Raw genomic sequence first — 11290 nt, forward strand, 5'->3', positions numbered from 1 at the left:
CGACCGTGCACACCGCGGCCTGCGAGGTCGGCCAGGGCCTGGTGACGATCCTGCAGCAGATCGTCCGCACCGAACTCGGCGTCGAGCAGGTGACGGTCCTGCCGATGGACACCTCGATCGGCAACGGCGGCTCGACGTCGGCGTCGCGCCAGACCTACGTCACCGGCGGCGCGGTGCAGGCCGCCTGCGTGGCGGTGCGGGCGCGGCTGCTGTCCGGGTTCGACGCCAAGGTGCGCGTCGTGGGCGGCAAGCTCGTCGCGGCCGACGGCCAGGTGGTCGCGGACCTGGTGGACGTCCTCGGCGACGACGTCCACGACGAAACCGTGGAGTGGCGGCACCGGCCGACGGCCGCGCTGGATCCGGAAACCGGCCAGGGCACCGCGCACGTGCAGTACGCGTTCGCCGCGCACCGGGCGGTCGTCGACGTCGACACCGAGCTGGGCCTGGTCAAGGTGGTCGCGCTGGACTGCGCCCAGGACGTCGGCAAGGCGCTGAACCCGCAAGCGGTGCTGGGCCAGATCCAGGGCGGGTCGGCGCAGGGGCTCGGGCTCGCGGTGATGGAGGAGATCCAGACCTCCGGCGGGAAGATCCGGAACCCCTCCTTCACCGACTACCTGATCCCGACCGTGCTGGACATGCCGCCGATGAGCATCGACGTCCTGGAGCGTCCGGACCCGCACGCGCCCTACGGCCTGCGCGGGGTCGGCGAGCCGCCGACGATCTCGTCGACCCCGGCGATCGTGGCGGCGATCCGGGCCGCGACCGGGCTCGCGCTGACCCGCGTCCCGGTGCGGCCGGAGCACCTCACCGGGACCTGAGGGCCCAGTTCTGGTTGGCGTCGTCGTTGCAGCCCCAGAGTTCGAGCTGCGTGCCGTTGACGTTGCCGGCGGGCTTGTCGCCGCCGGTGACGTCGACGCACAGCCCGGCCTGGGTGATCGAGCCGTCGGCCTCCAGCTTGAACTTCTGGTTCGCGCCGCCGTGGCAGGTCCAGGCGAGGAGCTTGGTCCCGGCGGTCGTGGCGCCCTTCTCGGCGTCCAGGCAGAGGCCGTCGGCCGTGAGCTCCCCGGCACTCGTGAACGTCCAGGCCTGGTCGGTGCCGCCGTCGCAGTCCCAGATGTCGGCGACGGTGCCGTCGATGTCGATGCAGCGCGACGACGACGCGCCCTGGATCGGCTGCGTGGTGCCGATGCTGCTGCCGGATCCGGGTGCGACGCGGTAGATCACCGTGCCGTGCGACGGCACGGTGGCGCTGATGGTGCCGTCGCTGGTGGTCAGCTCCTTCGACCACAGGTTGGTCAGCCGGTAGCTCGCCGCGGCGGGCAGCCCGGCCGCGGCGGCCGTCGTCGACACCGTGCGGGGGCCGCCGTTTTCGTTGAACAGCACGACGGCGACATCGCCGTTCTGGAGCGGCCTCGCCAGGACGTCCAGGCCGTCGCCCGACGAGATCCGCGTGGCCTGCTTGCCGAGCGGGTCCTGGTCGACGGCGATGACGTCCGGGTTCAGGTACGTCGAGAAGGTGGCGACGCTCGCGGAGCGCAGGTCGGGCCCGGCGATCAGCGGGGCGGCCATCGCCGCCCAGAGCGTGAAGTGGGCGCGGTCTTCCTGGAAGTCCATGCCGTTGCCGACTTCGAGCATGTCCGGGTCGTTCCAGGCGCCCGGCTTCGCGGCGGAGGCGAGCCCGACGTTCTGGCGGTAGATCGTGTCGATGCTGCTCCAGGTGTTGGTGATGTCCCCGGTGGTGCGCCACAGGTTGCCGACGTCCGCGGCCCAGCTCGCGGGGTCGAAGTAGCCCCATTCGCAGATGCTGTAGGTGATCGGGCGGCCGGTGGCCAGCAGCGCGTCGCGCATCGCCGAGTAGCGGCGGATGTAGTCCTGCTGGGTGGTGCTGTCGTTGTGGCAGTTGTCGTACTTGAGGTAGTCGACGCCCCAGCTCGCGAAGAGGTTCGCGTCGGCCTGTTCGTGCCCGATGCTGCCCGGGTATCCCTGGCAGGTCATCGTGCCCGCGTCCTCGTAGATCCCGAACTTCATCCCGCGGGCGTGGATGTAGTCGCCGAGCGCCTTGAGCCCGCTGGGGAACTTCGCGGGATCGGCGACGAGGTTCCCGGCCGCGTCGCGGGACCGGGTCATCCAGCAGTCGTCGAGGTTGACGTAGGTGTAGCCGCGGTCGCGCATCCCGGAGCTGACCATCAGGTCGGTGGTCTGCTTGACGAGGGTCTCGTTGATGTTGCACTCGAAGGTGTTCCAGGTGTTCCAGCCCATCGGCGGGGTGCGGGCGAGGCCGTTCTCGAGGGCCTCGGCCGGGCTGGGGATCGAGACGGCGGCGGCTATGACGGCGGCGACGGCGAGGACTCGGCGCATGGCGGCTCCAACCGGACGACGGTGTGAGGCAGGAGGACTAGACCACTGCGCAGCATTGGCTGTTGCTTGCTGCGCGGTCAAGCGCCATGTTGGTGATTTGTGTTCGATTACCGACTAAAGTTGCGTGTTCTCCTGGAGGAGCCGCCGGGCGACGTCGACGGTCGCGGCCCCGGCGACGGCCATGGCTTCGGTGTCCCGCAGCGAGCGGCAGAGGACGAAGGCGCCTTCGAGGTTGTTGACGGCGGTGATGGTGAGGGTCCGGGCGGCCTCGCGGCCGAGCCCGAACTTCGCGAACTTCTCGGTCCCGGCGTCGATCCAGGCGGTGAAGACGTCGGCGGTGGCCTGTCGCAGCGGCTCGTTGGTGGAGGCGACCTCGAGGGCGACGGTCGCGATCGGGCAGCCTTCGACGTAGTCGGTGGCTTCCAGGGTCGCGATCCCGGCGGCGAAGAAGGCCTCGATGCCGCTGACGAGGTCTTCGGCCGGGGCGATGAAGAGGTCGAACAGGGCGATGTAGGCGAGCCCGGAGGTGCGGATGACCTCTTGGCCGAGCTGCTCCTTGCCGCCGGGGAAGAAGTGGTAGAGGGACCCGAAGGGCGCGTTGGCCTCGGCGACGATCTGCTTCAGGCCGGTGCCGGCGTAGCCGTTGCGCCGGAAGAGCTCGGCGCCGGCGGCCATGATGCGTTCCTTGGTCCCTGCCACCCCTCGATGATAGAGCGTTCTATCAATTCAGTGGAGGTCCCAGGCCGGGCCCGGGTCCTCGGCGTCGTCGCGCCGGATCGTGCCCTCGATCAGGCCGTACGGCCGGTCCGCCGCGTAGAACACCTCGTTGTCGTTCTTCAGCCCGAACGGGCTCAGGTCCACCAGGAAGTGGTGCTTGTTCGGCAGCGACAGCCGGACCTCGGCGACCTCTTCGCGGGCCTTCAGCACCGCTTCGCCCATCGCGTACAGCGTCTGCTGCAGGGAAAGGCTGTGCTTCGTCGCGAACGTCTCCAGCATCACCCGCCGGATCTCGCGGTGGCTCTCCGCCCAGTCGATGTCGTCGCCCTGGTAGCGCCACTTCGCCGTGACGGCCGTCGCCAGGATCCGGTCGCTCGTCTCGGCGAGGGTCGTGTACTGGTCGCGCGGGAAACCGTGGAACTCCGAGCCCGTCGACTTCAGCAGCGTCAGGCCGTCGATGCCGGACACCACCCACGCGCGGTCGCCCTGGAGCGTCACGGCCGTCGTGCGGCGCTCGTCGCCGGAGCGGCTGAACGCGTGGTCGTGCGGCTCGCCGCCGACGGCGATCCGGTCCCAGCCGTGCTCGTCGATCTTGATGCGCGCGCCGGTGATGTTGTCCTGTGTGCCGACGAAGTGGCGGGCCAGGCGCAGGCCGAAGTCCTCGATCTCGCCGACCGGCGCTTCCTTCGCGAAGGCGTACACGGTGTTCTTCTGCGTGTCGGTCGCCAGCACCCCGGCGTTGTCGCCGGTCAGGTGCGTCGCGGCCAGCTCGCCGCGCAGCGACGTCGACACGGTGAGGTCCTTGAGGTGGTGCACCGGGCCGTCGCGGCGCACCGTGACCAGGCGGACCTCCGCCTTGCCGTACTGGTTGGGGCCCAGGGTGATGGCCACGGTCAGCTCCCTCGGTAGGTCGAATAGGCGAACGGGCTGAGCAGGAGCGGCACGTGGTGGTGCGCGGTGCCGTCGGAGATCCGGAACGTCAGGGTGACCTCCGGGAAGAACGCGTCCGCGCCCAGGTAGGCACCGGTGTCGAAGACCAGCCGGTAGCCGCCCGGCGCCAGGCTTTCCGGGCCGAGGTCGCGGATGCGGCCGTCGTCGTCGGTGCGGCCCTCGGCGATCGGCTTCCCCTCGGCGGTCTCGAAGCGGACGGCGATCCCCTGGGCCGGGCGCCCGGTCGCGGTGTCGAGGACGTGGGTGGTCACGAGGCTCACGCGGTCACCGCTTTCGCGAGTCGGAGTTCGGCGATCTTCAGCAGCTCACGGCCGGCGACGGCGAGCTCGGTGGCCGGGTCGTTGTTCAGGCGTTCCCGCAGGATCTCCAGCAGTTCGCCGCCGCTGCGGCCGCTCGCGCAGACCAGGTAGACGTGCCCGAACTTGGCTTCGTACTCGGCGTTCGCGGCGGCGAAGGCGTCCGGATTGTCCACACCGGACTGTTCCGACCGGGCCCAGCCCGCCGCCGGCTTCTCCCCGATCCGGGGGTGCGCGGCCATCGCCTGCCGGATCTCGTCGCCGCTCAGCGGCAGGTCGGCGGCGGCTTTGAGGCTGTCGAGATCGGCGTACGGGCGCCCGGCGAGCACGGCGTCGACCCAGCGCGGGACGGCGAGGCACGCCGTCAGCAGCGGCCGGACGTCGGTGGTGTTGAACTCGGTGAGCAGCACGAGCTGACCGTACGTCGGTGCCGGAGTTCCGTCAACATTTTGTTGAAAGCGCTGGTCAGTCCGCTTCCCGATTGAGGTAGTTGTAGACGGTGAACCGGGTGACGCCCAGCGCGTCGGCCACCGACGAGACGGATTTCCGCAGGCCGAAGGCGCCGCGTTCGCGCAGCAGCCGCACCGCGCGCTGCTTGCCCGCACGGTCGAGTTCGCCCAGCTTGGCGCCCAGTTCCCGCTCGACGTCGGCGATGAGCCGGGCCAGGGCGTCGTTCAGTTCGACGACGGGGGCACTCCCCGGGTCGTCGGCCCGGCGCAGCTGCAGCGTGACCCGCGTGGCGCCCCCGTCGAGGGCCGCCTTCGCGATCGCCGGGAGGGCTTCGAGCAACTCCTTCGCCTCGCCGCGGGCGAGGGTGCCGAGCGGGCCGAAATCGGTGTCCAGCCCGGCTTCCGCGGCGGCGTCACGGGCGGCGACGGCGTGCTCGGGCGGCGAACCTTCGCCGTGGAACGGTTCGCTGGTGAACTCCGCTTCAAGCCGCACGAGGATGACCGTAACGCGCCGCGGCCGTCGTTGACGAGCGACGCGAGCCGTGGTTACTGTCGTTGTGCGAAACCGTCTTTCCGGTCTGTGAAATCGGCGGTGTCATTCCTCCCGACGAAGGGTTTCGGATGGATCTTGTGGTGCGCGCCGCCCGGGCCGTGACGGCCGAGGGCGAGGTCCCGGCGACCATCGGCGTCGACGGCGGCCGGATCGTCGCGGTGGAACCCGGCGGCGCCTCGGTGTCCGGTGACCGCGTCCTCGACCTCGGCGACGACGTCGTGCTGCTGCCGGGGCTGGTCGACACGCACGTCCACGTCAACGACCCCGGCCGCGCCGAGTGGGAGGGCTTCGAGACGGCGACCCGCGCGGCCGCGGCGGGCGGGGTGACCACGATCGTGGACATGCCGCTGAACAGCCTGCCGCCGACCGTCGACGTCGCGGCCCTGGAGGTCAAGCGCAAGGCGGCGGCCGGCCGGGTGCACGTCGACGTCGGCTTCTGGGGCGGCGCGATCCCCGGCAACGTGGGGGATCTGCGTGGCCTGCACGACGCGGGCGTGTTCGGCTTCAAGTGCTTCCTGCTGCACTCCGGGGTCGACGAGTTCCCGCCGCTCGACCCGGCGGGACTCGACGAAGCGTTGCGGGAGCTGAGTTCCTTCGACGCGCTCATGATCGTCCACGCCGAGGACGCCCACGAGATCGGCGAAGCCCCCGAGCCGCACGGCGGTCGCTATGTCGACTTTCTGCGGTCGCGGCCTCGGCAGGCGGAGAACCTCGCGATCTCGCACGTCATCGAGGCGGCTCGCCGGAACGCCGCCCGGGCGCACATCCTGCACCTGTCCTCTTCGGACGCGCTGCCGCTGATCGCCGCGGCGCGCCGCGACGGCGTGGCCCTGTCGGCGGAGACCTGCCCGCACTACCTCAGCTTCGTCGCCGAGGAGATCCGCGACGGCGCGACGCAGTTCAAGTGCTGCCCGCCGATCCGGGAGGCGGCCAACCGCGAGCTGCTCTGGCAGGGGCTCGCCGACGGCGTCATCGACACGATCGTCAGCGACCATTCGCCGTGCACGCCGGAGCTGAAACGCTTCGACAGCGGCGACTTCGGCCAGGCCTGGGGTGGCATTTCCAGCCTGCAGCTGGGCCTGCCGGCGATCTGGACGCAGGCGCGGCAGCGCGGGTACGCGCTCACCGACGTCGTCCGCTGGATGGCCGAGCGCCCGGCCGCGCAGGCCGGGATGCGCCGCAAGGGGCACCTGGCGGTGGGCCACGACGCCGACTTCTGCGTGTTCGCGCCGGACGAAGCGTTCGTCGTCGACGTCGCGAAACTGAAGCACCGCAACCCGGTCAGCGCGTACGACCGGCGTCCGCTCGCCGGCGTCGTGCGCTCGACCTGGCTGCGGGGCACCGAAATCACCGGCGACGAGCCGCGCGGCGCGCTGCTGACCCGGGGGAACTGCTGAAATGGAGGCCGCCTTGTCCGACCGTCCGGAGTGGACAGAACTGCCCGACCTCGCGTCCCGCCGCTTCGGCGGCACGGTGATGTGGGCGACCGACGAGCTGTTCGCCGAGAAGGAGAACCTGGTCAACCCGTGGGTGCCGGCGCACCGCGCGGAGACGTTCGGCCCGAAGGGCCAGGTCTACGACGGCTGGGAGACCCGCCGCCACCGCGAACCGGGCGACGACCAGGCGATCGTCCGGCTCGGCCTGGCCGGCACGGTCACCGGCGTCATCGTCGACACGGCGTTCTTCAAGGGCAACTACCCGCCGTTCGTTTCGGTCGAAGCGGCGTCGCTCCCGGGCTACCCGTCGGCGGCGGAGGTGGCCGCGGCCGAGTGGGACGTCCTGGTCGACCGCGCCCCGGCTGCGGGCCACACGGAGAACTTCTACGCGGTCAACGGTTCCCGGCGGTACACGCACGTCCGGCTGACGCAGCACCCGGACGGGGGAGTGGCGCGCCTGCGCGTGCACGGCGCGCCGATCCCGGATCCGGCGTTGCTGGACCTGGACGCGCTCGACCTGGCGGCGCTGGAGAACGGGGCGATCGTCACCGGCTGCAGCAACCGGTTCTATTCGTCGCCGAACAACATCCTGTCGCCGGGACTGGCGGCCCACCAGGCGGAGGGCTGGGAAACGGCCCGCCGCCGCGACGACGGCAACGACTGGGTGACGCTGCGGCTGGCCGGCGCCGGAATCGTCCGGTTCGTGGAGCTGGACACGAGCAACCTGAAGGGCAACGCGCCGGGCTGGGCTTCGGTGAGCGGCCGTGAGACGTACGGCGAGTGGGTTCCGCTGCTGCCGAAGACGCGGCTGCAGCCGGACACGCGGCACCGCTTCGCGCTCCCGGACGGCCCGGAGGTCTCGGAAGCTCGCCTCGACATCTACCCGGACGGCGGCCTGGCCCGGCTGCGGCTGTTCGGGCGGCTCACGGAGGCGGGCCGGACGAACCTGAAGGCGAGGTTCGCGAAGACGCGCTAGTGGAGTCCAACGGCCCCGACCGGGACGCGAAGCCGGCCCGGATCGAGCACGTCACCAGCAGGTTCGGCGTGCAACCGGCTATTCCGGACGCCGGCTCAGCTGCTCCCGGCGCCGGAGGAGCGCTGCACGATTGCGGCGAGCGGCGCGCAGCCCCACCACCGCGACGCCGCCGAGCACGAGCACCACCAGAAGAAGTTCAGGCTCGACGCGGTGCCGCAAGGTCGTGATGACCAGGACGCCGACGGTGAACAACAGCCAGGCCACGATCCCCAGCCAAGCGGCGACCACGCGGTCGCGGGCGAACAGCGGGGCCCGGCGCGTCACCGCCCAAGTGCCGAACGTCGCCCAGCCCACCCCGATCGCCACGAGCACGGCGAACGCGACCTTGGTGCGCGGGGGAAGCCCCGGCTCGGTGGCCCACAACAGCCCGACCACGCCGCTGCCCAGCAGCCCCGCCAGTGCCACGATCACGTAACCTACCCGTCGCCGCAGCGACAGCGGCTGCTCGAGCTGCTTGACCACCTCTTCCGGCGTCATGCCTCGTACTCCTTCCGAGTCAATTCGTCCCGCAGCAGCCTCCGGGCCCGGTTGAGCCGCGACTTCACCGTGCCGACCGGCACACTGCAGATCTGGGCACACACCTCCAGGGGGAGGTCCTCGAGGTAGAACAGCAGCAACACCTCGCGTTCCCGGACCGGCAGCGCGCCCAAAGCGTCGGCGAGCACCTCCCGGTCAGCGAGCGCGTCGACCTCGCCCGGGCCGGACGGCTCCTCCGACGCGTCGGGCTCGGATGCGGGTTGGCCGTAGGCGTCACGCAACCTGTTCGTCACGGCGCGGCGGGCGATGGTGAACAACCACGGCGGGAACCGTTCGGGCTGCCGCAGTCCGGGGAGACCCTTGAACACCGCCAGCCACACTTCCTGCACGACGTCGTCGTCCGGGCCGGCGAGCATCCGCCGGACGTAGCGTTCGACTGTCCCGTGCCAGCGGTGCACCAGCTCGGAGAACGCGTCGCGCTCGCCCAGCTGGCACCGCACGATCAGCAGTTCATCGCTCATCTGCCCTCCTTCTCATGTTCAGTCGGCGAGGACACGCGAAAGGTTCACGGCGGTGCATGACAAGTCGCAGGAGCCACCTCGCGGTACCCACCGGGTGTGGCGCTGCACCGAACCGGTGATCGCGGGCTGCGCGTCCATCAGGATGCCGGTCGGCTGGCACGACTGGTCCGACCCTGCCTCACCGCAGGACCGCGAGGCCGAGCAGGCGGCGATGCGCGAGCCGGCCGAGCAACTGCCGCTGGTCTGCCAATACGGCGACTACTCCACCCGCAACTGGCTGTGGGACACCGAGAACGATCAACAGGGCGTCATCGGCTTCGCGATGGCCCACCACGGCACTACCGTCGAGGAGTTCGTGTGGCTGTGCGGCGCGGGCTGGGCGATCCGGATCGGTCGGGAGGCATCCCCCAAGCGGCCTGACGCCCGGCGAACGTATCCGGTCACCGCACTAGCTCACGGTCCGGTCGACGACGTAGACCGGCCGCAGCGGAAGAAGCCGCTTGTACTCGAGGCTGAACTTGTCGTAGTGCTCGAAGATCAGCTTGACCAGCTGCCTGCCGTCCGGGGAACGCCGGTCCGCAGCCACTCGACCGGTCGACGGCTCGCGTGGAGGGAGGCGCCGGCCTGGAAGTGGTAGTCACCCGTGATGCGGCCGAAGTTGACGGTGCTGTCCGACTGGCAGGGGTGGATCACCAGGTCGTCGACCTGCATCCGGAAGCCCGCGGGCGACACGGTCCTTGGCTTCTTCGCGGTCGTCCTTCAGATTCGAGAGGTCACCGAAGACGCGCTAGTTCGCGCCGGGGCGGTTGAGGTAGGCGGAGGCCAGCGACAGGACGCAGGCGCAGCCGATGATCGCGCTCACCCACCACTGCATGCCGACCACGACGCTCCAGACGAAGCCCGCTGCCGCCAGGGCGGCGACGAGGAGGTTGCGGAACTGCAGCGGGGTGGGCTTGGCCATGCCGCCAGCCTCTCACGCGCCGTTCAGACCTCCGCGCGCTCCCCGGGTGCCAGCAGCACGAGCCGGTCCGCCAGCCCGGCCGCCGCGAACGCCTCCCGCAGCGTGTCCGGCCCCTCGCTGAAGTGCTGCCAGCCCCGGAAGTGCAGCGGAACCACCGTCCCCGCGCCGAGCACCTTCGCCGCCTCGACCGCGTCCACACTGGTCAGCGTCAGCGGCGCCCCGTCGAACAGCGGCGTCCGGGCGGCCCCGGCGAACAGGACCGCGACGTCCACCCGGAACCGCGCCGCGATCTCCCGCACCAGGTCCACCGACGCGTTGTCCCCGCTCACGTACACCGTCGGCAGCCCGTCGCCGGTCAGCACGAACCCGGTCACGTCTCCGGTGACCGCCGAAGCCCCTTCGGGTCCGTGCAGCGCCGGCACCGCCGTCACCGTCAGCGGGCCCACCTGCGTCGACTCCCACGGCTCCAGACCCCGCGCCGTCCCGCCGAGCCGCGCGGCCCCGCTGGGCGTGATCAGCGTCAACGGCACCGTCGCCAGGTACGCGCGGCCGCGGTCGTCCAGGTTGTCGGGGTGCTGGTCGTGCGACAGCAGGACGGCGTCCACCACCCCGATCGCGTCTTCGGTCAGCACCGAATCCTCGGTCTTGACCAGCACGCGCGCACCGCTCGGGTGGTCGCCGGGCGGGTCGAAGGTCGGGTCGGTGAGCAGCCGGACGCCGCCCAGCTCCAGGAGGGCGGTCGGGCCGCCGGAGAACGTGATCCCCAAAGTCATACCCTGGCCAACCGCGGGAACGCCCGTTCTCTTCCCTCAGGGTGCCGACTGCCGCCGCGAGCTGATCACGCCGGTGTTGAACCCGGCCAGGTGCAGCCCGCCGGCGAAGCGCGCGTGCTCGATCTTCACGCACCGGTTCATCACGACGTCCAGTCCTGCTTCGCGCGCCCGGTCGGCCACCGGTTCGTGCCACAACCCGAGTTGCAGCCACAGCGTCCGCGCGCCGGCGTCGATGACCTCCTCGGCGACCTGGGGCAGGTCGTCGTGCCTGCGGAACACGCTGACCAGGTCCGGTTCGCCCGGAACTTCCTTCAGCGACGCGTACACCGGCTTCCCGAACAGCGTGTCCAGGCGCGGGTTGACGAAATTGACCTCGTAGCGCGTCGACGAAAGCAGGTAGGTCGCGACGAAGTAGCTGGGCCGCGCCGGGTTGGCCGACGCGCCGACGAGCGTCACCGACTTCGTCCGCTGCAGGATGGCGCGCCGCTCGACGGCGCCGACGTGGTGGACGCTGCGGGTCATCCGGTCACCGCCTTGTCCAGCGCCTGGTCGAGGTCCCAGAGGATGTCCTCGACGTCCTCCAGCCCGACCGACAGCCGGATCAGGTCGGGCCCGACGCCCGCCGCCGCGAGCTGCTCTTCCGACAGTTGCGCGTGCGTGGTCGACGCCGGGTGGATGACGAGCGTCCGGGCGTCCCCGACGTTGGCCAGGTGCGACAGCAGCTCCACCGATTCGACGAACTTCTCGCCGGCCGCGCGGCCG

At 70.9% G+C, this 11290-nt stretch carries 16 protein-coding genes and 1 pseudogene; 4 read left to right on the plus strand and 13 right to left on the minus strand.

Annotated features, from left to right (window positions below; translation table 11 throughout):
* Window positions 1–818, plus strand: an 818-nt coding sequence (locus CCN39_RS00225; RefSeq protein WP_158104464.1) for a xanthine dehydrogenase family protein molybdopterin-binding subunit, incomplete at its 5' end; no start/stop codon positions are given.
* Here the strand turns inward: CCN39_RS00225 and CCN39_RS00230 are convergent.
* From CCN39_RS00230 to CCN39_RS00255, 6 genes are all read right to left on the minus strand, one after another.
* A complete protein-coding gene (locus tag CCN39_RS00230; RefSeq protein ID WP_086837776.1) occupies window positions 805–2358 on the minus strand; it encodes a glycoside hydrolase family 27 protein in 1554 nt (517 codons plus the stop codon). The genes CCN39_RS00225 and CCN39_RS00230 overlap by 14 nt on opposite strands.
* A gap of 114 nt (window positions 2359–2472) precedes the next feature.
* The gene (locus CCN39_RS00235) at window positions 2473–3057 is read right to left on the minus strand and encodes a TetR/AcrR family transcriptional regulator (RefSeq protein ID WP_434781075.1); all 585 of its coding nucleotides are present in this window, start codon (window positions 3055–3057) and stop codon (window positions 2473–2475) included.
* Between the two features lie 27 nt (window positions 3058–3084).
* Window positions 3085–3966, minus strand: coding sequence for a factor-independent urate hydroxylase (pucL, locus tag CCN39_RS00240; protein WP_086837778.1), 882 nt, complete (start codon window positions 3964–3966; stop codon window positions 3085–3087).
* 2 nt (window positions 3967–3968) lie between these two features.
* Window positions 3969–4286: a hydroxyisourate hydrolase gene (uraH, locus tag CCN39_RS00245; protein WP_086837779.1), complete on the minus strand. Its 318-nt coding sequence runs from the start codon at window positions 4284–4286 to the stop codon at window positions 3969–3971.
* Complete coding sequence (locus tag CCN39_RS00250) at window positions 4283–4732, minus strand: 2-oxo-4-hydroxy-4-carboxy-5-ureidoimidazoline decarboxylase (RefSeq protein WP_086837780.1); 450 nt, start codon at window positions 4730–4732, stop codon at window positions 4283–4285. The genes uraH and CCN39_RS00250 overlap by 4 nt, the downstream gene beginning before the upstream one ends.
* Before the next feature lie 55 nt (window positions 4733–4787).
* A complete protein-coding gene (locus tag CCN39_RS00255; protein ID WP_086837781.1) occupies window positions 4788–5264 on the minus strand; it encodes a helix-turn-helix domain-containing protein in 477 nt (158 codons plus the stop codon).
* 128 nt (window positions 5265–5392) lie between these two features.
* Here CCN39_RS00255 and allB point away from each other — a divergent pair, with 128 nt between their 5' ends.
* Both allB and alc read left to right on the plus strand, forming a co-directional pair.
* Window positions 5393–6721: an allantoinase AllB gene (allB, locus tag CCN39_RS00260; protein ID WP_086837782.1), complete on the plus strand. Its 1329-nt coding sequence runs from the start codon at window positions 5393–5395 to the stop codon at window positions 6719–6721.
* Between the two features lies 1 nt (window position 6722).
* On the plus strand, window positions 6723–7736 hold the full coding sequence (gene alc / locus CCN39_RS00265) for an allantoicase (RefSeq protein WP_086837783.1): 1014 nt from the start codon (window positions 6723–6725) through the stop codon (window positions 7734–7736).
* 78 nt (window positions 7737–7814) lie between these two features.
* Here the strand turns inward: alc and CCN39_RS00270 are convergent, their stop codons facing one another.
* Together CCN39_RS00270 and CCN39_RS00275 are read right to left on the minus strand one after the other, a co-directional pair.
* The gene (locus CCN39_RS00270) at window positions 7815–8273 is read right to left on the minus strand and encodes a hypothetical protein (RefSeq protein ID WP_086837784.1); all 459 of its coding nucleotides are present in this window, start codon (window positions 8271–8273) and stop codon (window positions 7815–7817) included.
* Window positions 8270–8794: an RNA polymerase sigma factor gene (locus CCN39_RS00275; protein WP_086837785.1), complete on the minus strand. Its 525-nt coding sequence runs from the start codon at window positions 8792–8794 to the stop codon at window positions 8270–8272. The genes CCN39_RS00270 and CCN39_RS00275 overlap by 4 nt, the downstream gene beginning before the upstream one ends.
* Window positions 8795–8936: 142 nt before the next feature.
* Between CCN39_RS00275 and CCN39_RS00280 the strand changes: the two genes are divergently transcribed.
* On the plus strand, window positions 8937–9431 hold the full coding sequence (locus CCN39_RS00280) for a phosphotransferase (RefSeq protein ID WP_491844416.1): 495 nt from the start codon (window positions 8937–8939) through the stop codon (window positions 9429–9431).
* Here CCN39_RS00280 and CCN39_RS53090 read toward each other — a convergent pair.
* The 5 genes and pseudogenes from CCN39_RS53090 to CCN39_RS00295 all read right to left on the minus strand — a co-directional run.
* Window positions 9419–9505: pseudogene (locus CCN39_RS53090) on the minus strand (hypothetical protein); the annotation flags it as partial. The gene CCN39_RS00280 and the pseudogene CCN39_RS53090 overlap by 13 nt on opposite strands.
* Before the next feature lie 76 nt (window positions 9506–9581).
* Window positions 9582–9755, minus strand: a complete 174-nt coding sequence (locus tag CCN39_RS50590; protein ID WP_167454930.1) for a hypothetical protein — start codon at window positions 9753–9755, stop codon at window positions 9582–9584.
* 23 nt (window positions 9756–9778) lie between these two features.
* Complete coding sequence (locus tag CCN39_RS00285; RefSeq protein ID WP_086837787.1) at window positions 9779–10528, minus strand: MBL fold metallo-hydrolase; 750 nt, start codon at window positions 10526–10528, stop codon at window positions 9779–9781.
* 36 nt (window positions 10529–10564) lie between these two features.
* Window positions 10565–11050 carry a CoA-binding protein gene (locus CCN39_RS00290; RefSeq protein ID WP_086837788.1) on the minus strand — a complete coding sequence of 162 codons (486 nt, stop codon included), beginning with the start codon at window positions 11048–11050 and terminating at the stop codon, window positions 10565–10567.
* On the minus strand, window positions 11047–11290 hold a 244-nt coding region (locus tag CCN39_RS00295), incomplete at its 5' end, for a PLP-dependent transferase (RefSeq protein WP_143263859.1). The genes CCN39_RS00295 and CCN39_RS00290, both read right to left, overlap by 4 nt.

It is taken from the genome of Amycolatopsis kentuckyensis, from assembly GCF_002155975.1.
Classification (GTDB): domain Bacteria; phylum Actinomycetota; class Actinomycetes; order Mycobacteriales; family Pseudonocardiaceae; genus Amycolatopsis; species Amycolatopsis kentuckyensis.